We start from the raw sequence: 25,866 nt of genomic DNA, 5'->3' as shown, positions 1-25,866 counted from the left end.
TTTTCGTCCTTATTCCGCTGTGCTTTCAGCGGTATCGCCCAAGTCAGCCATTTCAACATCTTGGCCAGCTTTCAGGGTGACGTATGCTTTTTTAACATCAGAACGACGTCCCAATGTTTTACCAAAGCGCTTAGTCTTACCTTTAGTGATAGTCGTGTTAACTTTAACAACTTCTACACCAAACAATTGCTCTACTGCTTTTTTGATTTCAAGTTTGTTTGCATCAATAGCAACCTTAAAAACTTGAACACCAGCAGTTTCGCCTAGAACTTGTGCTTTTTCTGAAAAAACAGGCCCTTTTAGGACTTGATAGATACGTTCGTTGTTCATCCGAGTTCTACCTCAATCTTCTTAGCAGCCGCAACAGACATAACAACTTTATCAAACGCGATCAAGCCAACAGGATCGATCCCAGCAGCATCAACCACATCAACGTGTGGAAGGTTACGAGCAGCTAAATATAGATTTTCATCTACAGCTTCAGTAACGATTAATGCGCGAGTAGCGTTCAAGCCGTTAAGTTTAGCAAGCAATTCTTTAGTTTTAGGTGCTTCAACAGCAAACTCTTCAACTAGAACAAGACGATCTTGGCGAACAAGTTCAGCTAAGATACATTGCATTGCACCGCGGTACATTTTACGGTTAACTTTTTGAGACCAATCTTGTGGACGAGCAGCAAAAGTTTTACCACCACCAACCCAGATTGGGCTACGAATAGAACCCGCACGAGCTCGGCCAGTACCTTTTTGACGGAATGGTTTCTTACCACCGCCAGAAACGTCTGCACGTGATTTCTGAGCTTTAGAACCTTGACGACCACCAGCTAAATAAGCTGTAACAACTTGGTGTACAAGAGCTTCATTAAAATCACGACCGAAAGCTACTTCTGATAATTCAACAGCAGAGCCGGAAACAGTTTTTAAATTCACGTTATTTCCCCTCAGGCCTTGATCGTAGGACGAACGATAACGTCGCCACCAGTAGCACCAGGAATCGCACCTTTAACAACAAGAACTGAACGTTCTGCGTCGATAGATACAATTTCAAGACCTTGAACTGTTACGCGTTCAGCACCTAAATGGCCAGCCATTTTTTTGCCTTTAAATACGCGACCAGGGGTCTGGTTTTGACCTGTAGAACCCAAAACACGATGCGACAAAGAGTTACCATGTGTAGCATCTTGCGTACGGAAGTTCCAACGCTTAACACCACCTTGGAAGCCTTTACCTTTTGATTGACCAGTTACGTCAACAACTTGACCTACTGCGAACAAATCAACACCGATAGTTCCACCAACTTCACGACCTTCAAGATCAGCTTCTGTAGCACGGAATTCGCTAACTAAACGACCAGCAGCCACACCAGCTTTCGCAAAGTGACCTTTCTGAGCATTTGTTACGCGAGATTCGCGACGTTCACCAGTAGTGATTTGAATCGCTTGATAACCATCAGTTTCAAGCGTTTTGATTTGAGTGATACGGTTAGGATCAACCTCAATCACTGTTACAGGCACAGAAACACCAGCATCTGTAAAGATACGTGTCATACCGCACTTGCGACCGACTAAACCAATAGCCATGTGCATAAACCTCTAAAAAAGCGGCCTAATTAACTTATAAAGCGTTAATTAACCGAAAGCCTTAACCCAATGCGATCTGAACATCAACACCAGCTGCAAGATCCAACTTCATCAACGCATCTACAGTTTTGTCTGTAGGTTGAACGATGTCGATCAAACGTTTATATGTGCGGATTTCATATTGGTCACGCGCATCTTTGTTCACGTGTGGTGATGTTAAAACGTTAAAACGTTCGATGCGAGTAGGCATCGGAATTGGACCACATACTTGTGCGCCAGTACGTTTTGCTGTTTCTACGATCTCTTGAGAAGATTGATCAATTAAACGATGATCAAAAGACTTAAGACGGATACGAATTCTCTGGTTAGACATACCAGTTAACTCCAAGCCAAATATATAAAGAATCACCCTTGACGCATCTCACCCCACTAAAGTAGGCAAGTGTCAAAGGCAGTGAAAATCACTAAGGTCGTGATCGATGCCACGACTGTAACGATCTGAATGACTTTCTTCGCCATTCACCCCACCATATTGGAGGGTCGCTCATTATAACGATTGTTTAACACTTAAGCAAACTTATTTGGACATTTTTACCTTTTTTTGAGTAATTAATTATAAATAAAGCGCTTATTATTTAAACACCAACTTAAACCCTCAAAACGTAGTCAATCGCATGATTGAGTAACTGATTACCAATCACATAGTCCATTTGTTGTGATTTTTTTAAATCCAATAATGATTGACTGTGTAGCCCACTAAACACCATATCCTCTTCTTCATGTTCAATGAAAATTTTTAAGCTATGCGGGGTGATTTCTGGATGAAACTGAAATCCCAACACATTCTTGCCTATTTGATAAAGTTGGTTGGGACATGCTGGATTCTCCGCCAAACGAATTGCACCTTTAGGAATATCAAAGGTCTCACTATGCCATTGCATGACATTGACCCGCTCAGGCAATTGGAAATAATCTTCTGGCACATGGTTGCTTTTATTGACCAAGGTCCAACCGATTTCCCGTACAGTATTACGTCGAACATTAGCACCTAGAGCATTGGCTATCAGCTGCCCACCCAAACACAAACCGATTGCAGGCTTTTCCGATGCTAAATAGCGGCGAATCCATCGTTTTTCAACCTTTAACCAAGGATAGTTAGCTTCATCATTTACACTCATTTCCCCACCCATAATGATGAGTAAATCCACATCATTGACATGCGGTAAAGCTTCTATTTCTAACTGAGAATCTATAGGTAAAGCAAAAAATTCTGTTGCAGTAATTTCTGCGCCCATTGCTTTCAAATACTCATAACAGCTTCCAAAGCCTTCACCTGCAATATGCTGAAAATAATGCACTTTAAGTTTTTTCATGTTATCACCTATTCTTGTTGTATCAATTACGCTACAAATCACAAAACATAGCCGGATAAATGCAAAAATGAAGCCAATATCAATTTTATTTATTATTTTTCACAATTTATTGCTTTTCGTCACTGAGCGATTATGTTTTGCTTACTTTAGTCCAGCTATTAACAAAAATTGAGTATTCCTGTGAAACAAGAACCAGTTACTGCTTTAATTCATTCTTCTCGTAAAGCACCACAATATATAAATACTATACAGCCTCCCCTATTTCGTGCGTCAACAATTATATTTGAAAATACCGATGCACTATTTAATCGCCATTGGACAGATCGTTACGATTATAGTTATGGAACACATGGCACACCGACAACATTTACCTTAGGCGATCACATTGCTCAAATTGAAGGGGGTGAATATTGTTTACTTGCACCTAGTGGTTTATCTGCGATTAACATAGTCAATTCATGTTTTTTAAGTCATGGAGATGAAGTTTGGGTCGCAGACAATATCTATGGTCCCAACATGGAACACCTACGTCACCTTGAAAAAAGTTATGGCATTATTGTTCAAGTTTACAATCCTATTGATGCAGACTCATTCCAACCCAATGAAAATGCCAAACTGATTTGGTTAGAAGCCGCAGGTTCAGTCACACTTGAATTTCCGGATCTTGTTAATTTAGTCAAAAAAGCCAAAGCAAAGAAAATCCTGACGGCCTTGGACAATACTTGGGGAGCTGGTATAGCTTTTAATGCCTTTGATTTTAGTCATGAACATTTAAGCGTAGATATCAGTGTACATGCCTTGACCAAATACCCGAGTGGTGGGGGTGATATTTTAATGGGATCTGTGGTCACTCAAGATAAAGCTTTACATCATAAGCTGTTCCGTATGCATGCCATTCAAGGTATCGCGATTTCAGGTGATGATGCCGCACAAGTGCAACGTAGTTTGGCCTCAATGCAAATTCGTTATGAGCATCAGTCTCAAAGTGCTTTAAAGATTTTAAATTGGCTAAAAAATCAAAATGCGTTTGCTCAAATTTTACACCCTGCGGATTCTGACAATATAAGTCACACCTATTGGAACCAGACCTGTCAAACAGGACAAAGTGCTGGTCTTGTTAGTGTTATTTTTAAACCTGAGTTTGATATCAACAAAATCCGAAAGTTTTGTGATCATTTATCTTTATTTAAACTCGGTTTTAGTTGGGGTGGTCCTGTCAGCTTAGTCATGATTTATAATCTGAGTGACATGCGTCATTTAGAACGCGCACACCTAGAGCAAGGTCTATTGGTTCGTTTCTGTATTGGTTTAGAGCATCCAGACGATTTAATTCAAGATATTCAACACGCGCTTCAAGCCATTCAGGCTTAATAATTCAACTCAGCAGGCTTCATACATAATATCTGGGTCTTTGCTATATCAAATGATGGCAAGGGCTCTATACTCACCTCTAAATACGATTAAGCGCAGAGTTCATTCAGCAAAAAGTACATTTAGTTTTTACTTATTCCCTCTGCATTTCAGGAAACAATTCGCAGCACCCTACATTCATATTCAACAATAAAAACAGATTTACAACATCATCATTTAATGCAATTTTGTATAACAACAATGATATAAATATTGAGTCAGATAAAAAACATCCAAACTCAAATTAAAGCTATAGGAATAACAATGGGTACACCAATCGTCATCGCAAAAAAAACTTCAGATACAACACAAGATATTGTATTACATTCACAATTTGCTAACCGTCACGGCTTAATTGCAGGAGCCACAGGGACAGGCAAAACCATTACCCTTAAAGTGCTTGCTGAAAGTTTTTCACGGATTGGTGTACCCGTATTTCTGGCTGATGCAAAAGGGGACGTTTCAAGTATAGCCAAAGCAGGTTCAACCAATCCTAAATTTGAAGAACGCATTAAAAGCTTAGGGATAGACAGTGTCCCTTTTGCTGCATCACCGACTATTTTTTGGGATTTATTTGGTGAGCAAGGACATCCGATTCGTACCACAATCTCTGAAATTGGGCCACTGTTACTTTCGCAAATGCTGAATTTAAATGACACTCAAGAAGGTGTGCTTTCAGCGGTGTTCCGTGTTGCAGATGATCAAGGTTTACTGTTAATTGATTTTAAAGATTTAAAAGCCATGCTGACCTATGTCAGTGAAAATGCTGCGGCTTTAAAAGCAGAATACGGCAATCTCTCACCAGCAAGTTTAGGTGCTATTCAACGTAATCTATTGGCCTTAGGTGATCAGGGCGGTCAACGTTTCTTTGGTGAGCCAAGCCTTGATATTATGGATTTTATCCAAACTGATGCCAATGGACATGGTTATATCAATCTATTGGCTGCGGATAAGCTGATGAACACACCAAAGCTCTATGCAACCTTTCTACTTTGGATGCTTTCAGAGTTATTTGAAAAGCTACCTGAAGTCGGTGACTTAGATAAGCCAAAATTGGTGTTCTTTTTTGATGAAGCGCATTTGCTCTTTGATAATGCCAGCCCAGCATTACAAGAAAAAATTCAACAAGTGGTCCGTCTAATTCGCTCTAAAGGTGTCGGAATTTATTTTATCTCACAAAGTCCATTAGATATCCCAGAAAATGTTTTAGGGCAGCTCGGTAACCGCGTGCAACATGCATTACGTGCCTTTACCCCTAAAGATCAAAAAGCAGTAAAAACTGCTGCCGATACCTTCCGTGCCAATCCAGAGTTTAAAGTAGATCAAGCAATTACAGAGCTAGCTGTCGGTGAAGCGCTTATTAGTTGCCTAGATGAACAAGGTACGCCTCAAGTGGTTGAACGAGCGATGGTGATGCCACCCTACTCATCATTTAGCCCAATTACTTTAGATGAACGAAAAGCATTGATGGCGCAAAGTATTGTCGCAGGTGTTTATGACAATGAAGTGGATCGTGATAGCGCTTATGAAATGCTACAACGTAAAGTTTCTGATAGCTCACAACAGCAGGTGGCTTTTGATGCTGTAGCTCAACAAGCCAAGCAATTAGAAGAGCTCACAAAGCAACAACAGACTCTCGATAAACAACAAGCCAAAGAGCAAGAACGCTTAGAAAAAGAAGAAGCAAAAGCTGCAGCTGCGCGTGCCAAACTGACTCAAGATGTGATCGGAACTTTTGCTAAAAGTGCTGCACGAACTTTAGGCGGCCCTACAGGACAAAAACTGGTCCGCGGTTTGTTAGGTTCATTATTTGGTGGCCGTTAATTCGCTTAAACACAAATGTGAGGAGCGTTAGCGCTCCTTTTTTATTCTCTATTTTATAGCGCATGTTCTTGCTTATCTTTTCATTCGCTTATCTCGCTTAATCAAGCCATCTAAACATATCTAAAAAATCATTTAAAAAAATTTAAAAATAAGTCCAATGATTTCAATCAATAGGGCTTAAATTTAAAATAAACCATAATTATTTTATGTGTTTTTATTAAAGGTGTATTGCAAATACACTTTATAAGATGTATTTTAAATACATCTTATAAATGACAGCCAAGAGAGATCAACAATGACTCCGCAGCAAATTGACCTTGTAAAAGCAACAGTTCCTGTTCTTCGCGAAAATGGTGTAGCACTTACTGGCTATTTTTATAACCGCATGCTCGGCAATAATCCTGAATTAAAAGAAACCTTTAACATGGGGCATCAACGTAGTGGTGCACAGGCTCAAGCCTTGGCTGGTGCTGTTTTAGCATATGCTGAAAATATTGAAGATCCCTCAGTACTTTTGCCTGTGGTTGAACTGATTGCCCATAAACATGTCAGTCTGAATATTCAAGCACCTGATTACAACATTGTCGGTGAAAACCTATTACATTCAATTAGTGAAGTATTAACTATTTCGATGGAAGATCCATTGATTGATGCATGGGCTGCAGCTTATGGGCAATTGGCCGATCTATTTATCAGCACTGAAAAAGCGATTTATGAGCAGCACCAACAAACTCAAGGCAGTTGGTTAGGCTGGCGTAAATTTAAAATCGCTAAAAAAGTGAATGAAAGTGAAGAAATTACCTCTTTCTATCTTGCACCAGTCGATGGTGGCGCATTACCTAAATATGAAGCGGGTCAATATATTTCAGTGCGCGTATTTGTTGAAGCATTAGGCTTAAAACAACCACGTCAATACACGCTATCGACAAGCCCACAAACAGACTATTTACGTATTTCAGTTAAACGTGAAGATGAAAAAGGTGATTTGGCAAGTGGTTGGGTATCAAATACTTTACATGGCTTAGCTGAAGGTTCAGAAATTGAAGTGTCTGCTCCAACAGGTAACTTCTACCTGATTGATAGTAGCAAACGTAATGTCTTCATTAGTGCGGGTGTAGGTTTAACCCCAATGATTGCAATGCTTAACCAATTGGTGACTTTAGACATGCCTCAACCGGCTAGCTTTATTCATGCATGTCGCAGTAGCCAAGTACATGCGATGAAACAACATATTCAAGAGCAAAAAACTAAATTCCCACGTCTCAGTACATTTACAGCTTATGAGTTCCCACATAGCGGTGATGTTATAGGTGAGGACTATGATGTGGCTGGTCGTTTAGACTTGGCAACGGTTGATACAGCACTACTCCCAGCCAATGCTGATTATTATCTTTGTGGCCCAATACCATTTATGCAACAACAACACCAAGCATTGGTTGCTCGTGGTATTAAACCTGAACAAATTCATAGTGAAGCGTTTGGTACGGGTGGTGCAGGTATCTAAATCTACATCCGTTCTTTATAAGGCTGGTCTATGATAGACTGGCCTTATTTATTTCAGGATGAGATACATCTTTACCCATAGATGAGCAGCCTACATGCAACTAAATAAATTTACCGACTATGCCCTGCGCATCTTAATGTACATCGCGCCTCCAAAAGATGTGCCTTATACGATTGCTGAAATTGCAGAAGATTTACATGTTTCAGAAAATCACTTGGTCAAAATTGTGCATTTTATGGGAAAACAAGGTTGGTTGATTACCACACGAGGTAAAGGCGGTGGTTTGCGCTTAAACCCAGATATCTTAGAATTTCGCTTAGGATATATTGTACGAATTCTCCAACGTGATGCACAAATTGTAGAGTGCAATACGCCACCTTGTGTGCTACGTCCACGCTGCGGCTTAAAGGGTATTTTAGATCAGGCCGTTGAACAGTTTTATCAAAGCCTAGATCACTATACTGTTGCCGATGTTCTCAACGCTCCACCACAACATCCAAAGATCGTAAACTCGCCTATTCCCAATCTCAATGTTTAAGTCACAAAAGCTCATCGCCCAGCATCTTAATAGCCAATATTTCAGTTAACACGATCAAAATTCGCTTGAACCTCCGACTTCCTTTATAATGCACTTTGTTTATCCGTTTATTGAAGTTGAAATATGCATCGCAGCAGTGGAAAGTCTAAAAATAGTAAGACCTCAAGCGCCCCTAAACAAAAAATCAGTTATGAAAAAAAGGCTGATCCTGCGATTTCAGAATACTCAACTTCATCTTTGAACTGGTTGCGTAAAGCTGAATTTCTAATGAGTGCGCCTAAACTGAATCTTTGTGTAGAAGATACTGGTTATGAAGTTGCCTTTGCAGGCCGTTCAAATGCAGGAAAATCAAGTGCTATCAATGCATTGACCAATCAAAAGCAATTGGCACGCGCGTCGAAAAGACCGGGCCGTACGCAAATGATTAACTTTTTTAGTTTAGGTAATCCAGATCAACGCCTTGTCGATTTGCCAGGTTATGGTTATGCGGCTGTACCTGAAGCAATGAAAATTGTATGGCAAAAAGAACTTGAGAATTATTTGATTCATCGAAAAAGTTTACAAGGTCTGGTTCTACTCATGGATATTCGCCACCCTTTACAACACTTCGATGTGATGATGTTGGAATGGGCATATTCACGTCACTTGTTTGTGCATGTGCTGTTAACTAAATCCGACAAACTCAACCGTGGCCCTGCCAGTAAAGTATTGTTAGATGTACAAGAGCAATTGAAGAAAATGAAGTTGAATTTTTCTATACAACTGTTTTCATCACTCAACAAACAAGGTCTAGAAGAACTCGCTTCGATTATGGCGGGTCGCTTAAATTACACCTTAGACAAAACTTTAGATTTTGATATTGATTCAATTCCTGAAGCCACTGAAGATGATCTGGATGATGATCTGGATGATGAGTTCATTGATCAAGACCAAGAATCCGAATTCAATAGTGGAAATGTAGATGAAAATCCACAAGCATAAATAAAAAAGTCTTGTCTAACAAAATTCATCACATATTGATACTGGAATGTCCTAAATTGCTAATAACTATTTAGGACATTTTTTTATACTTGAATAATAAAGTGTGAAATCACCAAAGAAAAATTAGGACACTGTGATGAAGTTACTCGCTAAATTAAAGAACAGTCGGATTGGATCGTCTATTCAGTACCACATCAAACCACGTAAAGTGAAATTTGAATGGCAAGATACCCCTGTCGATTGGATTCCAAATCAGCCATTTGTCAGCTACTTTATCAATGAAATTAACAATATTCTTCCAGCAGGTGAATTTTGGTTTTGCCGTTTATACAATCGTGTTTTACCCAAAATCACAGATGAAAAATTAGCTGAAGATGTTCGTGCTTTTATCCGCCAAGAAGCCATGCATGCTCAAGCACATGCTTCGGCAAATAAAGAATACTTAACTGTGCGTAATATTGATATTCAACGTAATCTTGAGATTATGGATTTCTTGTTTGGCAAATTACTTGCAGATCAACCACTCGGCTTTAAAGTACCCAAAGTCCTCGATCATCAATGGGATTTGTTCCGCCTAGGTATCGTCGCCACTGTTGAACATATGACTTGTGTCTTGGGTAAATATGCGCTTTATAATAAAAAATGGGCGGAACTGGGTGCAGATCCAAATATGCTTGATTTAGTCAAATGGCATGGTGCCGAAGAGATTGAACACCGTACAGTGGCTTTTGATCTTTATCGCCATTTGGGCGGTGGTTATATTTCTCGTTATTATCAAAGTGTTATCGTGATTGCCGCTGTATTAGGCTTATGGGTTGATGGTGCTGCACATATCATGGGGCAAGACCCACGTTATGCAGATAAAAAACCTGCTTTCTATAAGCCTTGGATTTGGCGTGAATGGGCAAGTATCGCACAATCAGATAATCGCTTAATGCCACATCCATTATGGTTGGTTTCACAGCAATTGGGCTATTTAATGCCTTGGTATGATCCAGTACATGAAGCTAAAACAGAAGATGCGATTGCTTATTTGGATCAATCCCCAGCAGCAAAACGTGCATTGCCTAGAGTTGCAGCATAATAACTATTGAATAGTGATACTGAAATCAAATAAAAAAAGCAGGATTTAGTCCTGCTTTTTTTGGTCAATCTTTTAGAACAAGATTCTAACCATACACTAAGTTGGACTTTCCATATCTTTGGTGTTTCGGTCAACAACCACACTAATCATCATATCCCCTTGTACATTCACTACAGTACGTACAGTATCGAGAATACGGTCAATTGGCAGAAGAATGGCAATTGCCTCCGCTGGCAATCCCACAGATTGTAGCACCATAATCATGGTGACCATGCCCGCACTTGGAATACCTGGTGCGCCCAATGAAGCAATCATCGCAGTCAGACAGACAATCACTTGTTGGGTAATTGATAACTCTAAACCCATTAAATTGGCAATAAAAAGCGCTGCTGCTGCTTCATAAAGTGCTGTTCCATCCATGTTCAACTGAGAACCAAAAGGAATCACAAAGCCTGCAATCTGCGGACGCACACCTAAATTTTCTTGAGTACACTTTAAACTCAAAGGCATGGTTGCAGAACTTGAACTGGTTGCAAATGCTGTAATTAATGCTGCACGCGTTCCTTTAAAAAAGGTAATCGGATCCATTTTTCCAAAGATCCATAACAACAATGGCAGAACCACGACACCATGAAATATGGTGGTTCCCGTAACAACAATAGCAAACTCGGCAAGACGGCTTAAAATAGAGATATCTTCTGTTGCAATCAGCTTTGCCATCAAAGCAAAAATACCAATCGGCGCAACTTTCATCACCCAACCCACTAACATCATCATGATGTCAAAAAACTGACGTGCCAGTTGTTTGATTGAATTAAAGCGCTCTCCACCATGTACCAGTGCCAAACCCAATAACAAAGCAAACAGCACGACTGCCAAAACATTGCCGTCACTAAATGCTTTAAATGGATTGATGAGGGTATTTTGAATAAAATTGGTTAAAAACGAGCTGGGTGTCAGTGAATCTGGGCTTTTATGTTGATTCATTGCATCTTGAAACATTGCAATGTCCACACCTTGTCCTACATTGAATAGATGTGTCGAGGCTAAACCGAGAATAAGTGCCAATGTCGTTGTGGTCACACAACAAGCCAATGTTATTTTCCAAACTCGACTGAGTTGACTGCCCGCTTCTAAGTTTGAAACACCCACCAAGATTGAACTAAAAATAAGTGGAACCAAAAGCATTTTTAATAAACCAATAAAAATACTACTGGCGATGCTCAAACCATAAATGCTGGCATCTAAAAATTGAGTATTGGGGAATTGATTTAATAAAAATCCAAATGCCACACCAAGAATGGCTGCAATAAAAATTTGGGTGTTTAAACTCATCTTCGCTGACTATTATAAATATTTACACGTTGAACTATGCCATTGAAGTTATTTAGAATCGAGCATTTTTTTGTCACAAGCTCTGCTAAAAAATAGAAAAGCCATCATAGATGATGGCTTATTTCTAGGATTTGAGTATCAGTATAAAGTCTTATTGGTTTTCGATTTCACGTACCCGCATCAAGCCTTCTTGCACCGTACTACAAACCAATTCGCCATTTTGCCACATGCGACCAAAATTCAGACCGCGTGAATTTGCACTGACTGTTGCATCCATATCGTACAGCATCCAATCATCTGCTTTTACTGGTTTATGGAAATAGATCGTATGATCAATACTGGCACATTGCAAACTTGGCGAGAGGTAATTGAGACCATGCGGCCGCAAAGCAGTCATCATCAAGGTATAGTCCGAATAAAACGCAACAATTGCCTGATTTAAGGAAATATCATCCGCCTGTTCTGCAGCTAATGGCTCATGCGTACGCAAATAATGAGCATAAGACGGCGCTTCAGGTTGTGGTTGAAATGGATTGGTCACATTGATCGGACGAATTTCTACCTGACGTGGACGCATAAATGCAGCGCGAATATTTTCTGGGATAAAACTAATTAAATTTTCTTTAAGCTCTTGCTCTGCTTTTAATTCATCAGGTGCAGGATATTCTGGTTCAGCAATTTGATAATTCAAGCCTTCTTCAGGTGTTGCAAATGACACCATCGCTGAAAAAATGGTACGCCCATGCTGGATTGCACGTACTTGACGACTTAAGAAGCTTTTGCCATCACGTAACCGATCAACCTCATAAATGATTGGGGCATTGATATCACCGCCATATAGGAAGTATGCATGTAAAGAATGTACGGGGCGATCAGCGGTATATGATGCTGCCCGCAGTGCTTGTCCTAAAACTTGCCCACCAAAAACACGCTTACCAACTAAATTTCGACTTTGACCACGAAAAATATGTTCTTCAAGTTTTTCAAGGGTTAAAAGCTCTACAAGCTCTTGGGTTAAAGCATTCATAAGTGACCTTTCTATATACTGAATACTGACTTTATTCCAATGGATAGAACAAAGTATCCATATTTTAGAGATTTAACTCTATTTTGCCATAAGTCCTGAGAGAAACATTAAATTTTCATAAACTGTATTGTCACTTCTCTTGTGCTGATGGATTGTTTAAAATACGTTTTTTAACGATAAAATCTGACAAGCGACCCGCAGTTTGTCAGAAAATGACATACTGTTCTGTGCTTTAATTACAGAAAATATTTTTTATCCGCTTTATTGCGTGATTCACCATTGGCTAGGAGTATTTATGTCCAAGAGTGGCTTTGGTCAAATGTATCGTCGACTTTCGAGTAAAATACTTGACCTTGTGGTAACACCACATGTTCTTGGAGAGGTTCCTACAGAAGCTCAACCTTTAGACCCTTCAACTGAAAATTCTGAGCTCATTCAGCCCACAACTCAAAAAGTTGTCTGCTATGTTCTGCAGAATTACTCACGAAGTAATGCTTTAGTTGTTGATGGTGAAACACGTCGTTTGCAGCTTCCTCCTGCACTTGACCCATTAATGATTGGCAATAGTCGCGAAAAAGCTGCGATTTTATTTTTACAACACCAAGATGAAAACAATTATTTTAATCCACCTACGCATGCTTATCCGCCGCGTTTAGTTAGACTGATTGAATCACTTGATCAAAATACTGATTTAGATATTGAATTAATCCCTGTCACAGTACTGTGGGGACGTTCACCAGATAAAGAAGACTCTTGGTTTAAACTGTTATTTACTGACACTTGGGCAACGCCAAGTAAAGTTAAACAGTTGATGAACATTGGTTTACATGGTCGACAGTCATTCCTTGAATTCCATGAAGCGCAATCACTTAGAGCATTGGTCGATCATGCGAAAATTGATCATCCAAATATTTCACCAGCCACTTATATTGTCAATCAATTAAATGACTACTTAGATCGTCAGCGTGAGGTCATTCTCGGTCCAGATTTATCTGATCGCCGTAATGTCATGCAATCACTGATTAAAGCCCCTGATGTACAGGATGCAATTCGTAAAGAAAGTATTCGCTCAAAAATCAGCATGATTGATGCTGAACATAAAGCAATTGGTTTTGTAAATGAAATTGCATCCGACTATTCTGCATCGGCTGTACGCTTTGCAGATATGGCTTTGACTCGTCTATGGACACAACTTTATGATGGTGTTGAAGTACATAACTTCAATACTGTACGCGAGTTAGTCAAAGACTATGAAGTGATTTATACGCCTTGTCACCGTAGCCATATCGATTACTTGTTGTTGTCTTATGTGATTTATAAACGTGGTTTGATGGTACCGTATATTGCTGCCGGCGATAACCTTAACATGCCATTTGTCGGTCAATTACTGCGTGGAGGCGGTGCATTCTTTATCCGTCGTTCATTCCGCGGCAATGCACTTTATACATCAGTATTTAAAGAATATTTATTTAGTATCCTGTCTAGAAACACACCTCTTGAATACTTTATTGAAGGTGGCCGTTCTCGAACTGGGCGTTTGTTACCCCCGAAAACTGGCATGCTCGCAATGACAGTACATGGTCATTTGCGCGGCCGTGCCAAACCGATTGTCTTTATCCCAACCTATGTCGGTTATGAGCGCTTGATGGAAGGCGCAACCTATGTCGGTGAAATGAATGGTAAGCCAAAAGAAGCTGAATCCATTTGGGGAATCTTGCAAACCCTGAAAAAAATTGAGCGTATTTTTGGTAAAGTGCATGTCAATTTTGGTGAACCTGTTTTCTTAGATGACTTACTCAAAGCACATGGCGCTGATCAAATCACCATTGAACATAATGATGATCCAATCCCGCAAGAAGTCTCAGATGCAGTAACCAGCTCGGCAAATGCGATTCTGGAAAATATCAACCGTGCTGTGGTGATCAACCCTGTTTCTTTATTGTCACTGATTTTATTGGCAACTCCAAAACACACACTTGATGAAGAAATCTGCATTAAACAGCTTGATACATATCGCAAGTTATTAACTGCAAATCCTTATGACAGCCGCACTCAGGTCACGCCATTATCAGGTAAAGAAATCATTGCCTATGGTATGAAACTGAAATTGATTAAACGTGTCCAGCACGTCCTTGGCGATATTATTGCCATTGAAGATAATCAAGCAATTTTACTGACTTACTTCCGCAATAACATTTTGCATGCCTTTGTTTTACCGTCGCTGGTCGCAGCATTGGTCGAACATAATGGCAAGATCAGTAAGTCTGATTTACTTAATGTGATTCGTACCCTTTATCCATTCTTAAAAGCAGAGTTGTTCTTAAAATGGAAAGATAGTGAAATCAAGGCTCAAGTGACTGAATATGTCGATGCTTTGGCTCAAGCGAATTTAATTTTTGTCGATGATGAAGATTTTATTTTCAGCCCTGCGCCAAACTCAGAAGACCATAATCAATTGGCTGTTTTAGCTGCTCCAGTACGTCAAAGTCTTGAACGTTATTACATGACGCTGGCTTTAATTACTCAACGTGGCTCTGGAAATATCTCGATTCGCCAAGTTGAAGAATTAAGTCACTTGGTTGGACAACGTTTATCTGTATTGTATGAGTTCAACTCACCTGAGTTCTTTGATAAAGCGTTATTCCAAAGTTTTATGAAAGTCTTAACTGAACAAGGCTATATCAAAACCAATGAAGACCATGCCATTGTTTTTGATGAGCAGTTTAGAAATGTTGCGCAATATGCCAATTTGGTGCTTGATGATGTAACTTTGCAAATGCTCCACCATATCACCTCATTTACAGATGAGGAGTTAAAAGAAGCTTTAGATGCTTTAGCCGCTCAACAAGCCAAGAAGCGTTTAAAACGGAAGAAGAAGTAATTTTTGTTTAATCTTCTCATATATAAGAAGAACTAGTTTAGAAGTTGAGTTAACTCAGCTTCTAAAGCAATCAAGAACTCTACTAATATTTTGTTGTTTACAGTAAAAATAATTGCTTCTGTATACCCTGCACTCTCAGCACCATAATACACCCCAGAAGGAAACTTGATCATAAACTCAATACTATCTTCATCAGGCTCATCAAAACGTTTAATATCAAAAAGCATAAACATATCATAATGATAAAAGTTTACTTCCTTAACCGTTCCATCTATCAATAGTTTAAGATTTTGAATAAATGTAATTATTACAACTGGCCACAAAGTGAGTACTTCATTTGCCGAATACTTAAAAATACGGTTTGGCGTTATTAGCTCAAAGTCTATTTGAATCAAGTTTTCACTAATTTTTTTCTCGTAAAAGTAATCAATAAATTTAATATTTAAACAAACTGTATTAGTTATGTCTTTTAGTTTAATCATAAAAATTGAAATTCTTAACTACTAAAGTTATTTCAATAAAACATTAATTTTGTTTAAAACAAAGTATTAATTTAAAGAATCTATAGTTCCAACACTCTTAAAATACAAGTAATAATTCGAAAATCTTATATTTTAAATCCAATGAATCTGATAACTATTTAATGATCGTTATTCTTCAACTCAAATCCACTCTCCCTCATTCTCTCCGCAAAAATTCTTTTACCTGTTTCCTTTTCGCTTTCCAAAACCAACTCTGGCAAATTCAACTCACATTGAATATTTAAAATTTTCTCATGCAATGGTAGCGGTTGATTATTTGTACAAATATATGATTTTTCTGGATGTTCCACGTGAAGCAAATGCACTAAGAAATGTGCAAGGTCATCTATATGGATTCGATTTGACCAATGAATATTGGGATAGCTTTGTGTGGTTTCTGCAAGTTTAACCATACGAGCAACGGATGTGCCATAAATCCCAGTTGGGCGCACAATCACACATTTAGATGGATAAGCCTGTTGCCATCGCTGCTCCATTTCCAATAACAACTGACCCTGTTGATCACTTGGAATAGGCGTTGACTCATCATCAATACGCTCACCACGGTTTTCCCCATAAACACGTGTCGATGAAACCACAATAATTCGTTTGAGTGGATGGTCTTTTAAAGCCCTCACAATCGGCTGTACCGAATCAACATAGGTTTGTTGATAATTTTCGATAGCACTTAGCGGAGAATTTCGAGATGGTGCGAGCAATACATACACCACATCGACAGGCTGAATTTGCGCTAAATCAAGTTGTTGAATGTCTTGAATCAAATGTTGTGCGAAATCATCATCTTTCGCACTTCGGCTAACTGTGGTAATTTGGTGATCTTGCTGAAATAATTGTTTGGCAACACGTTGCGATGTTTTACCATAACCAATAAATAGAATATGCATTACACGACCTATTCTTTGAAACCGATTTTCAAAATCAATCAAACTTAAGTTGAGGGGACATGGCTGCCGTCCATCAATTGCAAGGGGTTGGCAATGCCGCCGCTGCTTTACTTGAAAAACTAAATATTTTCACCACAGATGATTTGCTGTTTCATTTGCCACGTGATTATGAAGATCGTAGCACGATCATTCCCATGAACCAATTACAAGTCGGTCGTAGTTATCTCATGGAAGGCGTGGTCAGATCAATCGATATGCCACCCGGTAAACGCAAATCGATGGCGATTTTATTGCAAGATGATTTTGGCAAGGTTACCTTACGCTTTTATCATATCTATAAAGCACTCACAGATCGTGCTAAAGCGGGTAATCGTTTAAGAATCTTTGGGGAAGTTCGTGTTGGTGCTCGAGGCCTTGAACTTTACCATCCTGAGATCCAGTTAATTACTGAACATACAGTACTCCCTAAAACACAACTGACAGCAATTTACCCTGCCACAGAAGGCTTAACCCAACCCAAATTACGTGAATACGTTAAGCAAGCTTTAAACCAGCATGCCGATGCTTTACCTGAGTTATTACCTGAAAAGTTCACCAATGGTTACGCGCTTAAACAGGCACTGGAGTATATTCATCACCCTCCTGTAAATGCCAATATGCTACAACTTTCACAAGGCTCTCACCCTGCTCAACAACGTTTAATTTTTGAAGAATTGGTTGCACATCAAATCAGCCTATTAACCCGACGTGCTTATATTCAACAAATTGCAGCGCCAGCATTTTCAACCAGTAAAAAGTTTGCAAAAGCCTTATTGGCAAGCTTACCTTTTGAAATGACCAATGCACAAAAACGTGTATCAAACGAAATTGCCAAAGATTTAAAACAAAACAAACCCATGTTGCGACTGGTTCAGGGCGATGTAGGTGCAGGTAAAACATTGGTTGCAGGTGTTGCGGCTTGTCATATTTTGGAAGAAGGCTGGCAAGTGGCGCTGATGGCACCGACTGAGATTTTAGCTGAACAGCACTATATCAATTTTAAGAAATGGTTCGAGCCACTCGGTTTAAATGTGTCATGGCTTTCAGGCAAACAAAAAGGCAAGGCACGCGCTGCGGCTGAACAAACCATTAAGGATGGAACTGCCAATCTTGTGGTGGGTACGCATGCTTTATTTCAGGACAATGTTGAATTTTCCAAACTTGGTCTCGTGATTATTGATGAACAACATCGTTTCGGGGTAGATCAACGTCTAGCTTTACGTAATAAAGGCGTGGATAACACCACGCCACACCAATTGGTCATGACAGCAACACCAATCCCTCGCACACTGGCAATGTCTGCCTATGGTGACCTAGATACCTCAGTGATTGATGAATTACCCCCTGGACGTACTCCCATTCAAACAGTCACGATTCCACTTGATAGACGCGAAGAAGTGTTGAATCGTATCACCACCAACTGTGCTGAGGGTAAACAGGCGTATTGGGTCTGTACTCTGGTCGAACAATCTGAAACTCTCGATGCTCAAGCCGCAGAAGCCACCTATCAAGAGATTAAAGATCGCTTTCCACAGATTAATATTGGCTTAGTCCATGGAAAAATGAAAGCCGATGAGAAGCAACGGGTCATGCAACAATTCAAAGACAATGAATTGCAACTGCTGATTGCAACGACAGTGATTGAAGTCGGGGTCGATGTTCCAAACGCTTCCATTATGGTGATTGAAAATGCTGAACGCTTAGGCCTGTCTCAGTTGCATCAGTTACGTGGTCGTGTCGGTCGTGGTGCAACCGCAAGTTTCTGCGCCCTACTCTATAAACATCCTTTATCACAAAATGGCCAAGAACGTTTACGTATCATGCGTGAAACCAATGACGGTTTTATCATTGCAGAAAAAGACTTAGAAATTCGAGGGCCAGGTGAATTACTGGGCACCAAGCAAACAGGAGATTTGGGTTTCCGTGTCGCCAAGCTAGAACGAGATGATCATTTACTCAATCAAGCACATTATGTTGCCAGTCAAGTACTAAAAGATGATCCAGAAAATGCTGAAGCTTTATTAAAACGCTGGTTACCTGAAGCGCCAAGATATGCCTATGTATAAAGATCTATATAAACATCCATGCATAAGTGTCTTAGCTCGGATGTTTGATTAATTCCGCCTAATGATATGAAGGTTGCAATCCTATGAATATATCAAGTTTAAGTGTTATCAAGCTTAAAAAATCTTGGGTTGATCTATTTAGCTCACTATGAGAAATTAATAACAAATAAGAATAGAACAGGCCATGCTCCAATTTATCAATCAACTTCTTCATAAAAGCATTCAAAGCATTTCCCCTTGCTTACTTTGCGGGATAGATCAACAAAAAAAGCATTCTCTCTGTAATGATTGTTGGGCACAGCTTCCGTGGTATAAGCAATATATTGAACGGCATCAACAAAAAATTCTTTGTGCTCATCGTTATGACTTCCCAATAGATCGCATTATCCAAGTCTATAAATATGAACAACAACTGCATTATCAAAATCTATTAGCACAAAGTTTATTAAATTTAAGCTTACCTAAAATTCAGGCCATTGTTCCTATGCCCATTTCTAATGATCGCTTAAAAGAACGTGGCTACAATCAAATGCTAATTATCGCTAAAATCATGGCAAGACAATTAAACATCCCCGTATGGCAACCTGTAATTCGAGAAGCACAACATTCACAAAAAGGGCTAAGCAGAATTGAGCGCTTAGAAAATATTGAATATCAATTTAAAATAATTAAAACAGAAAAACGAAAATTTAAAAAAATACTGATTATTGATGATGTCGTGACCACAGGTAGTTCAATTCATGCTTTAACCCATGCTTTAGAAAACTTAGGATGCCAGCAAATTTATAATGCTTGTATTGCTGCAGCTCTATAAATTTCCATTATCGCTTAGCGATACAAACATAGAGAAGCAAACATCGTAAAAATTATGAATGGATTAAATTTGCTTTACACCATGGGATCACGATCTCTTTGGTCAATGGCGCTAAAAGCGTTTGCGCATCATCCAAATCAATCCATTTCATTTCAGCAATTTCTGCATTAATTTTTGGTGTTTGCTCTACGTCAACTTGATAGAGATAACTCACTAATTGAAAGTCTGCTTCATTGGCTGCTTTTGTTTCAAAACGCCCAATAAACTGAGTAATCTCTGCTTGAACACTAATTTCTTCTAAAATCTCACGCAACATGGTCTGCTCAGGTGGTTCATTGGGCTCAAGCTTTCCACCAACCTGCATAAAAAATTGTGTATTTTGCTTTCTCACCAAGAGCAATTGATTTTTATCATTCAAAATCACAGCTGCCGCGACAGTAATTACATTCATAAGTTTTAAAAATAGAAAAAACACAATATATTGTGACAGTAATAAATTTAAAAACAATATATTGTGTTTTAGTTTTTAACCAAATCTACGATCTGCTTGATCTAATTTCACCAATTCTTCACGTTCTTTCACACCCCATTTTGGTTCTGGCGCTTGATAGTGATTAAAGTGAGTCAAAATTTCTTCGATCGAAGCAGAATCAATCAACTGATCTGTAAAACGTGCTTTAGAAAAGCCTTTGTCTGTCGTAAGTTGAATAAATTTCAATAAATCATCATAAAAACCTTCAACATTTAAAAATGCACAAGGTTTTAAATGAATTCCCAATTGCGCCCACGTCCATTGCTCAAAAATTTCCTCAATGGTTCCTGCTCCACCAGGCAATGCAATAAAGCCATCAGAAAGCTCAGACATTTTTGTTTTACGTTCATGCATATTTTTAACAATATACAGCTCGGTCAAATCTGGATGTGCCAATTCACGATCCACCAATCCCTGAGGGATCACACCAATCACTTTGCCTCCTGCTGCCAAAGCGCTGTCAGCAACAATACCCATTAACCCTGAACGGCCACCACCATAGACCAAAGTTTTCCCTTGCTTGGCGATTGTTTCACCAGTCAGCTCCGCAACATCAGCGAAAATTTGATCCGTACCTAATGATGAACCACAAAAAATAGCAATAGAATTCATAAATTTAACCTAACTTTAATTTTGTCATGCTAAAAATGCAGACGGCCAATCAAGATTTTTTTTACAAAACAGCAATGTAATGAGTGTTTTTCCTAAAATCCTTGTCTAAAATACACACATCAAATTGACACCACACTGCGCAAGGGAGAAAAGACATAATGCTTGAAGCCTTTTACGCCACTGAGCGCGGTAGCTTAGAAGATGCAACAATTAATGGTGGATTCGACCTACACCCTGAATTGGTATGGGTTGACCTCATTGCACCTTCACAAGAAGAACAAGAATGGGTTTTAGATGCTTACCAGCAAAATCTACCAACTCTTAAATCTTTAGAAGACATTTCATCCTCTGCACGATTCTACCGTGATGATGATGGGATTCTACATATCAGTACTTATTTTTTAACAAAAAATAAAAATTACCAAGTTGAAGGCGATCCCGAAGATACTTCAAACATGCTTGCCAATGTGCAAACGGTTGCGTTCATTTTGCATAAAGACCGCTTATTTACCTTACGTGGTGAAAAGTTGGTTGCCTTTCGTGCCTTTCGCGCACGTGCACGCCGTAATGACTATGAAATTGAATACAAAGATCCGACATGGATTCTTTTAGGCTTATTGGAAGCAAAGCTAGATGAGCTTGCGGATATCTTAGAAGATATCCACAAAGACTTAGAGTTATATTCCACAGAAGTCCTAAACGTACGTCATCGTGAAATGATTTTAGACTTAGATGACATGATTACCCGCTTAGCACAAAAGGAAGATATGCTTGGAAAAGCGCAACTTTGTCTGATTGACTTACGTCGTGTCTTGACCTTTCTGTCCCGTCCTCGTGCCTTGGGGAGTCATATCTATGATGCAGATATTCGAGAGTTGAGTGAGGATGTCCGCTCACTTGTCGAACATGATGCGTTCTTGTTCCAAAAAGTACGATTCTTGCTTGATACCACCTCTGGATTTATTAACACTGAACAGAACGATACCATTCGTCGCTTCTCCATCTTACCTAGTATGCTTGCGCCACCGATGTTGATTGCCAGTATTTATGGGATGAACACTGAAATTCTGCCATTTGCCCATGGCCACTGGAGCTTTTATGTGGTGATTACCATCTTAATTGCTTTCTTTGTAGGGCCTTTGGCTTACTTTAGATGGAAGAAATGGATTTAAATACTCCACTCCTTCTGTTGGATTGTGTTGAGATTTACAATCGTTCAAAATCCATTAGTCAATAAAAAAGCACCCTTAGGTGCTTTTTTACATCAATCTTGCATATGCTAAATTAATTTCAAGTCATCTTGCAAATGGCAAGCTTGAATAATTTTCATCATCTTTTCAGGCACTGCTTTAAACTGCAGCCCCTGAAGATTTGATGTTTGACGTAACCACTGCACAAACACAGATAAAGCAAGGGTACTGCCATGTTCAAGCTGTGATAGATTCACAGTTATTGGAAAATTTTTCTCATTTTGAATCGCTCTCAAACCATTTAAATAATAGCTTTCAGCATTCTCGTAAGCAATTTTACCGCTAACATATAATTCCTGATTTTTAAATTCAATCACTCGCTTGCACCTATCTATGTTATGAGCTTACTTCTTAACAGCAGCGTCTGCATCAGGCTTGAATGTTGCAATTGCTTTATCAATATTGCCACCGTTGCGTTGCACGTTCGCAGCAAATTGGTTACGGAATTGCAAACCTAGATCGATACCAGACACATTCAAATTACGTACTTTCCATTGGCTACCTGCATCAGACAATTGGAAAGATACAGGGATCTTTTCGCCATTGTTATTGAAGTCTAAAGTAACGACAGGAAACTTACTGTTGGTTGCCTTATACGGACGCATTGAATACGATTGATTTGAATACTTTGCAAATGCGCTACCATAATTCTCAATCAAAGTATTACGGAAGTTTTGTTCAAATTGCGCACGTTGAGCAGGAGTACTGCTATTTGCATAAGTTCCCATCACAATACGTGTAAACGCTTGACCATCGACATAAGGATCAAGGTTTTGGCGAACAATCGCTTTAACAGTAGCAGGGTTTTGCAATTTACCTTGATCTGCTTTTAAGCGTGAAATCAGGCCATCAGCAACACGTTTAACAAATGCTGGTGGTGCTTCTGCTGGAGCAGCTTGAGCGGCAGTCGCCACCATAGTTGCTAAAATAGTTGCAGTAAAAGTTTGTTTTAACAGCATGTTCATTTTCAATAACTCCTCTAATGCCTATTCAACAAATGAAGTTTGAGCATCAGTTGTTTCAGTGGATGCAGATGCATCTTTAGCTTCCGATGCGCCAGTTGATGATTTTCCTGCACCACCCGTAATAAATTTAGTAATCAAATCCTCTAGATCCATCGTACCTTGGGTGTTTTCAATGCTTTCACCACGTTTAATGTAGTTAATGCCGCCACCTGGTACGATTTTCAAATATTTTTCGCCTAAAAGACCATTGGTTGCGACCATTATGTAAGCATCTTCATCAATATTTGTGATGGATTTCATGTTACCTAACAGTTGCGTTTCCATTTCTTTTTGTTTCTCAGGTGTCGCAGCCTGATAGTCAGCACTGTAATGTAAATCACCTAGCGCATTTTCTTTTACTTTTTTCAACTGTTCTGCATTGAATGTTGTCAATGAACCATCTAAATCGAATTTAACCGTTGCATGACGTGTCACAGGATCAAGTGTAATTGCGTCAACTTGTCCAATTTTAACACCACTCATGGTCACTTTGGCACGCGGTTTTAAACCATTCACATTGTCGAATGTTGCAGTCATTTCATAACTATCTTTTAAGTTTGTACCCACCAAGCCACTCACTTTCATAGCTAAAAAGAACAGAGCGAGACCAAAAATGATGACAAAAATACCGACGGTCAGCTCACTAGCACGTGATTTCATTAAACACCTCCGAACATGACCGCAGTCAACACGAAATCAAAACCTAAAACACATAACGATGAATACACAACAGTACGTGTCGTAGATGTTGCGATACCTTCAGATGTTGGTTCACAAGCATAACCTTGATACACCGCAATCCAAGTACAAATTAAAGCGAATACTAAACTTTTTATGATGGTCCCGTTAAACACATCTTTCATAAACTGAGTACTACTCAGAATACCACTCCAGTACGAGCCTTCGTCTGCGCCGAGAAAATCAACTCCAACCATTTTGCCGCCCATAATACCAATCGCAGCAAAGATCACAGATAGCATCGGTAAACTGACAATACCCGCCCATAAACGTGGAGAAATCACGCGCTTTAACGGATCAACACCGATCATTTCCATACTGGATAATTGTTCAGTCGCCTTCATTAAGCCAATTTCTGCGGTCAAAGCAGAACCTGCACGACCAGCAAAAAGTAAGGCAGCCACAACAGGCGCAAGTTCACGCAACAAGGTTAAAGCCACAGCCGCACCCAACATTGCTTCACTACCAAAAGTGACCAAGATGTTATACATCTGCAAACCGAGTACTGCACCGATGAACAGACCAGATACAGCAATGATCAATAAAGACAGTACGCCTACTCGATACATCTGATAAATGAAAAGTTTTACACCAAGTATTGTTGGCAAAGAGAATAAAATGCGCAACAACATGAGCATTGCAACACCAATGCCCTGAACACGTTCTAGAACGCGTCTACCCAATAAGGCAATAGCATTCATGAACTAACCTCATTACTTAAATAGGCTTGATGACTAAATTGATAATCAACAGGACCTTCAACTGAACCTGTTAAAAATTGCTGTACAAATGGAGAAGCGTGTTGTTGCAATTGCTCACGTGTCCCCTCGCCTTGCACCTTACCTTCAGCCACAACATAAATATAGTCAGCAATTGATAATGTTTCATCAACATCATGTGAAACAATAATTGTTGTTAGATCTAAAGCATCACGTAATGATCGAATTAATCGGGTCAAAACCCCCATCACAATCGGATCTTGCCCAGCAAAGGGTTCGTCATACATAATCAAGTCTGGGTCAAGCGCAATCGCACGAGCAAGCGCCACGCGTCGATTCATCCCGCCAGAAAGTTCTGCGGGCATTAACTTTTCAGCACCACGCAAACCAACCGACTCTAATTTTAGTGCCACCAACTCAGCAATTAAATTTTCTGGTAATTTTGTATGTGCGCGAATTGGAAAAGCAACATTTTCATAGACGGTCATGTCGGTAAATAACGCACCACTCTGAAATAACATCCCCATACGCGCACGTGCAGCAAAAAGCTCATTACGTGACATCGAAGCAATGTTTTTCCCATCAAGTCGTACTTCACCAGCATCTGGGCTAAGCTGACCACCAATGAGCCGTAACAGGGTTGTTTTACCCGTTCCAGATGGTCCCATGATTGCGGTAATTTGCCCACGACGAATCTGCAAACTCACATTATCGTAGATAACGCGTTCACCTCGGTTAAAACTTAAATTTTTGACTTCAATTAAAGCTTCAGCTTCGGAATGACTGTGTTTATTCATAGCTGAACTTTTTCCTGCATTTATCAGCCCACATACTATACTCTTAAATATCTATATGTTTTGTAATTAAAAGATAATAAAAAATCATAAAGAATATTCATCTTTATAAATAAGGTTACTTGGTCTATTTTTAGTTTTTTACTTTTAAATTTTATTTAATGAGCAAATAGATTATCTAAAAAGCAGGCTATAAAAAAAGTACCCAACATTTGAGATCAATAAAAGTGAGAACATGTATAACATAATTACCTCAAAGAAATCACCAACTTTATTAGATTCAATTTTTCATAAGTTAAGTCTAACTGTTTTATTAAATAAATTGAACTATGTCAC

26 protein-coding genes are annotated in these 25,866 nt (G+C 39.2%); 10 read left to right on the top strand and 16 right to left on the bottom strand.

The features are described 5' to 3' along the window. Positions 1–9 precede the first annotated feature (9 nt). The 5 genes from rplW to AC4CVF_RS21595 form a co-directional block, all read right to left on the bottom strand. Complete coding sequence (rplW, locus tag AC4CVF_RS21615; protein WP_004725684.1) at positions 10–330, bottom strand: 50S ribosomal protein L23; 321 nt, start codon at positions 328–330, stop codon at positions 10–12. Then, complete coding sequence (gene rplD, locus AC4CVF_RS21610; RefSeq protein WP_004725681.1) at positions 327–929, bottom strand: 50S ribosomal protein L4; 603 nt, start codon at positions 927–929, stop codon at positions 327–329. Before rplD ends, rplW begins: the two co-directional genes overlap by 4 nt. Before the next feature lie 11 nt (positions 930–940). Then, positions 941–1,579 (bottom strand): 50S ribosomal protein L3, encoded by a 639-nt coding sequence (gene rplC / locus AC4CVF_RS21605; protein ID WP_004725679.1) that lies wholly within the window; start codon positions 1,577–1,579, stop codon positions 941–943. Between the two features lie 61 nt (positions 1,580–1,640). Then, positions 1,641–1,952, bottom strand: coding sequence for a 30S ribosomal protein S10 (gene rpsJ / locus AC4CVF_RS21600; protein ID WP_004725677.1), 312 nt, complete (start codon positions 1,950–1,952; stop codon positions 1,641–1,643). Between the two features lie 274 nt (positions 1,953–2,226). Beyond that, positions 2,227–2,952 (bottom strand): type 1 glutamine amidotransferase, encoded by a 726-nt coding sequence (locus tag AC4CVF_RS21595; protein ID WP_419327703.1) that lies wholly within the window; start codon positions 2,950–2,952, stop codon positions 2,227–2,229. Between the two features lie 180 nt (positions 2,953–3,132). Between AC4CVF_RS21595 and AC4CVF_RS21590 the strand changes: the two genes are divergently transcribed. The 6 genes from AC4CVF_RS21590 to AC4CVF_RS21565 all read left to right on the top strand — a co-directional run bounded on the left by AC4CVF_RS21590 (position 3,133) and on the right by AC4CVF_RS21565 (position 10,293). Then, positions 3,133–4,323 carry a PLP-dependent transferase gene (locus tag AC4CVF_RS21590; protein WP_336953492.1) on the top strand — a complete coding sequence of 397 codons (1,191 nt, stop codon included), beginning with the start codon at positions 3,133–3,135 and terminating at the stop codon, positions 4,321–4,323. A gap of 303 nt (positions 4,324–4,626) precedes the next feature. Beyond that, a complete protein-coding gene (locus tag AC4CVF_RS21585) occupies positions 4,627–6,186 on the top strand; it encodes a helicase HerA-like domain-containing protein (RefSeq protein ID WP_209827921.1) in 1,560 nt (519 codons plus the stop codon). Between the two features lie 295 nt (positions 6,187–6,481). Continuing rightward, entirely contained in the window at positions 6,482–7,690 is a 1,209-nt protein-coding gene (hmpA, locus tag AC4CVF_RS21580) for an NO-inducible flavohemoprotein (RefSeq protein WP_154129674.1), read from the top strand. Positions 7,691–7,784: 94 nt separating this feature from the next. Beyond that, entirely contained in the window at positions 7,785–8,228 is a 444-nt protein-coding gene (locus AC4CVF_RS21575; protein ID WP_004725666.1) for an RrF2 family transcriptional regulator, read from the top strand. A 123-nt stretch (positions 8,229–8,351) separates the two neighbouring features. Continuing rightward, positions 8,352–9,209 carry a ribosome biogenesis GTP-binding protein YihA/YsxC gene (gene yihA, locus AC4CVF_RS21570; RefSeq protein ID WP_490789967.1) on the top strand — a complete coding sequence of 286 codons (858 nt, stop codon included), beginning with the start codon at positions 8,352–8,354 and terminating at the stop codon, positions 9,207–9,209. Between the two features lie 136 nt (positions 9,210–9,345). Further along, entirely contained in the window at positions 9,346–10,293 is a 948-nt protein-coding gene (locus tag AC4CVF_RS21565) for a metal-dependent hydrolase (RefSeq protein WP_056512178.1), read from the top strand. Between the two features lie 96 nt (positions 10,294–10,389). Here AC4CVF_RS21565 and AC4CVF_RS21560 read toward each other — a convergent pair whose 3' ends face one another. Both AC4CVF_RS21560 and AC4CVF_RS21555 read right to left on the bottom strand, forming a co-directional pair. Then, a complete protein-coding gene (locus AC4CVF_RS21560; protein ID WP_004725660.1) occupies positions 10,390–11,628 on the bottom strand; it encodes a dicarboxylate/amino acid:cation symporter in 1,239 nt (412 codons plus the stop codon). Positions 11,629–11,779: 151 nt separating this feature from the next. Continuing rightward, entirely contained in the window at positions 11,780–12,655 is an 876-nt protein-coding gene (locus tag AC4CVF_RS21555; RefSeq protein WP_004725658.1) for an acyl-CoA thioesterase, read from the bottom strand. A 295-nt stretch (positions 12,656–12,950) separates the two neighbouring features. On the opposite strand from AC4CVF_RS21555, the gene plsB reads away from it, so the two are divergent. Then, on the top strand, positions 12,951–15,536 hold the full coding sequence (gene plsB, locus AC4CVF_RS21550) for a glycerol-3-phosphate 1-O-acyltransferase PlsB (RefSeq protein WP_446083704.1): 2,586 nt from the start codon (positions 12,951–12,953) through the stop codon (positions 15,534–15,536). 32 nt (positions 15,537–15,568) lie between these two features. On the opposite strand, the gene AC4CVF_RS21545 is transcribed toward plsB, so the two are convergent. Together AC4CVF_RS21545 and AC4CVF_RS21540 are read right to left on the bottom strand one after the other, a co-directional pair. Next, positions 15,569–16,018, bottom strand: coding sequence for a hypothetical protein (locus tag AC4CVF_RS21545; protein ID WP_490774561.1), 450 nt, complete (start codon positions 16,016–16,018; stop codon positions 15,569–15,571). Positions 16,019–16,176: 158 nt separating this feature from the next. Then, a complete protein-coding gene (locus AC4CVF_RS21540) occupies positions 16,177–16,962 on the bottom strand; it encodes an NAD-dependent epimerase/dehydratase family protein (RefSeq protein ID WP_490774562.1) in 786 nt (261 codons plus the stop codon). Between the two features lie 59 nt (positions 16,963–17,021). On the opposite strand from AC4CVF_RS21540, the gene recG reads away from it, so the two are divergent. Together recG and AC4CVF_RS21530 are read left to right on the top strand one after the other, a co-directional pair. Further along, positions 17,022–19,067, top strand: coding sequence for an ATP-dependent DNA helicase RecG (gene recG, locus AC4CVF_RS21535; protein WP_490774563.1), 2,046 nt, complete (start codon positions 17,022–17,024; stop codon positions 19,065–19,067). 184 nt (positions 19,068–19,251) lie between these two features. Further along, a complete protein-coding gene (locus tag AC4CVF_RS21530) occupies positions 19,252–19,881 on the top strand; it encodes a ComF family protein (protein ID WP_419327710.1) in 630 nt (209 codons plus the stop codon). Positions 19,882–19,933: 52 nt separating this feature from the next. Here the strand turns inward: AC4CVF_RS21530 and AC4CVF_RS21525 are convergent, their stop codons facing one another. Beyond that, positions 19,934–20,332, bottom strand: a complete 399-nt coding sequence (locus AC4CVF_RS21525) for an NUDIX hydrolase (RefSeq protein ID WP_056512162.1) — start codon at positions 20,330–20,332, stop codon at positions 19,934–19,936. Positions 20,333–20,407: 75 nt separating this feature from the next. Continuing rightward, positions 20,408–21,025 carry an LOG family protein gene (locus AC4CVF_RS21520; protein ID WP_419327711.1) on the bottom strand — a complete coding sequence of 206 codons (618 nt, stop codon included), beginning with the start codon at positions 21,023–21,025 and terminating at the stop codon, positions 20,408–20,410. A gap of 158 nt (positions 21,026–21,183) precedes the next feature. Between AC4CVF_RS21520 and AC4CVF_RS21515 the strand changes: the two genes are divergently transcribed. Next, the gene (locus AC4CVF_RS21515) at positions 21,184–22,197 is read left to right on the top strand and encodes a magnesium and cobalt transport protein CorA (RefSeq protein WP_004725641.1); all 1,014 of its coding nucleotides are present in this window, start codon (positions 21,184–21,186) and stop codon (positions 22,195–22,197) included. A 107-nt stretch (positions 22,198–22,304) separates the two neighbouring features. Here the strand turns inward: AC4CVF_RS21515 and AC4CVF_RS21510 are convergent, their stop codons facing one another. From AC4CVF_RS21510 to AC4CVF_RS21490, 5 genes are read right to left on the bottom strand one after another with little or no spacing between them, the layout of a single operon-like run. Beyond that, positions 22,305–22,592, bottom strand: a complete 288-nt coding sequence (locus tag AC4CVF_RS21510; RefSeq protein WP_336953480.1) for a toluene tolerance protein — start codon at positions 22,590–22,592, stop codon at positions 22,305–22,307. Positions 22,593–22,619: 27 nt separating this feature from the next. Further along, positions 22,620–23,240, bottom strand: coding sequence for an MlaC/ttg2D family ABC transporter substrate-binding protein (locus AC4CVF_RS21505; protein ID WP_004725637.1), 621 nt, complete (start codon positions 23,238–23,240; stop codon positions 22,620–22,622). Between the two features lie 21 nt (positions 23,241–23,261). Then, entirely contained in the window at positions 23,262–23,939 is a 678-nt protein-coding gene (gene mlaD / locus AC4CVF_RS21500) for an outer membrane lipid asymmetry maintenance protein MlaD (RefSeq protein ID WP_244014196.1), read from the bottom strand. Further along, on the bottom strand, positions 23,939–24,718 hold the full coding sequence (mlaE, locus tag AC4CVF_RS21495) for a lipid asymmetry maintenance ABC transporter permease subunit MlaE (protein ID WP_004725633.1): 780 nt from the start codon (positions 24,716–24,718) through the stop codon (positions 23,939–23,941). The genes mlaD and mlaE overlap by 1 nt, the downstream gene beginning before the upstream one ends. Next, positions 24,715–25,533, bottom strand: coding sequence for an ABC transporter ATP-binding protein (locus tag AC4CVF_RS21490; protein WP_490789966.1), 819 nt, complete (start codon positions 25,531–25,533; stop codon positions 24,715–24,717). The genes mlaE and AC4CVF_RS21490 overlap by 4 nt, the downstream gene beginning before the upstream one ends. Positions 25,534–25,866: the final 333 nt, after the last annotated feature.

The sequence above is a fragment of the Acinetobacter sp. LipI_19 genome (assembly GCF_058242925.1).
Note: the sequence above shows the minus strand (reverse complement) of the source record. Positions and strands in the feature narration are given on the sequence as shown.

Bases quoted from the DNA above. Each gene is read 5' to 3' on its own strand.
- AC4CVF_RS21505 (WP_004725637.1), bottom strand. From the start codon at position 23,240: ATGAACATGCTGTTAAAACAAACTTTTACTGCAACTATTTTAGCAACT.
- AC4CVF_RS21520 (WP_419327711.1), bottom strand. From the start codon at position 21,025: ATGAATTCTATTGCTATTTTTTGTGGTTCATCATTAGGTACGGATCAA.
- mlaE (WP_004725633.1), bottom strand. From the start codon at position 24,718: ATGAATGCTATTGCCTTATTGGGTAGACGCGTTCTAGAACGTGTTCAG.
- AC4CVF_RS21555 (WP_004725658.1), bottom strand. From the start codon at position 12,655: ATGAATGCTTTAACCCAAGAGCTTGTAGAGCTTTTAACCCTTGAAAAA.
- AC4CVF_RS21560 (WP_004725660.1), bottom strand. From the start codon at position 11,628: ATGAGTTTAAACACCCAAATTTTTATTGCAGCCATTCTTGGTGTGGCA.
- AC4CVF_RS21490 (WP_490789966.1), bottom strand. From the start codon at position 25,533: ATGAATAAACACAGTCATTCCGAAGCTGAAGCTTTAATTGAAGTCAAA.
- rplW (WP_004725684.1), bottom strand. From the start codon at position 330: ATGAACAACGAACGTATCTATCAAGTCCTAAAAGGGCCTGTTTTTTCA.
- mlaD (WP_244014196.1), bottom strand. From the start codon at position 23,939: ATGAAATCACGTGCTAGTGAGCTGACCGTCGGTATTTTTGTCATCATT.
- AC4CVF_RS21575 (WP_004725666.1), top strand. From the start codon at position 7,785: ATGCAACTAAATAAATTTACCGACTATGCCCTGCGCATCTTAATGTAC.
- hmpA (WP_154129674.1), top strand. From the start codon at position 6,482: ATGACTCCGCAGCAAATTGACCTTGTAAAAGCAACAGTTCCTGTTCTT.
- rpsJ (WP_004725677.1), bottom strand. From the start codon at position 1,952: ATGTCTAACCAGAGAATTCGTATCCGTCTTAAGTCTTTTGATCATCGT.
- AC4CVF_RS21530 (WP_419327710.1), top strand. From the start codon at position 19,252: ATGCTCCAATTTATCAATCAACTTCTTCATAAAAGCATTCAAAGCATT.
- AC4CVF_RS21515 (WP_004725641.1), top strand. From the start codon at position 21,184: ATGCTTGAAGCCTTTTACGCCACTGAGCGCGGTAGCTTAGAAGATGCA.
- AC4CVF_RS21585 (WP_209827921.1), top strand. From the start codon at position 4,627: ATGGGTACACCAATCGTCATCGCAAAAAAAACTTCAGATACAACACAA.
- rplC (WP_004725679.1), bottom strand. From the start codon at position 1,579: ATGGCTATTGGTTTAGTCGGTCGCAAGTGCGGTATGACACGTATCTTT.
- AC4CVF_RS21545 (WP_490774561.1), bottom strand. From the start codon at position 16,018: ATGATTAAACTAAAAGACATAACTAATACAGTTTGTTTAAATATTAAA.
- yihA (WP_490789967.1), top strand. From the start codon at position 8,352: ATGCATCGCAGCAGTGGAAAGTCTAAAAATAGTAAGACCTCAAGCGCC.
- AC4CVF_RS21565 (WP_056512178.1), top strand. From the start codon at position 9,346: ATGAAGTTACTCGCTAAATTAAAGAACAGTCGGATTGGATCGTCTATT.
- AC4CVF_RS21525 (WP_056512162.1), bottom strand. From the start codon at position 20,332: ATGAATGTAATTACTGTCGCGGCAGCTGTGATTTTGAATGATAAAAAT.
- AC4CVF_RS21540 (WP_490774562.1), bottom strand. From the start codon at position 16,962: ATGCATATTCTATTTATTGGTTATGGTAAAACATCGCAACGTGTTGCC.
- plsB (WP_446083704.1), top strand. From the start codon at position 12,951: ATGTCCAAGAGTGGCTTTGGTCAAATGTATCGTCGACTTTCGAGTAAA.
- AC4CVF_RS21595 (WP_419327703.1), bottom strand. From the start codon at position 2,952: ATGAAAAAACTTAAAGTGCATTATTTTCAGCATATTGCAGGTGAAGGC.
- recG (WP_490774563.1), top strand. From the start codon at position 17,022: ATGGCTGCCGTCCATCAATTGCAAGGGGTTGGCAATGCCGCCGCTGCT.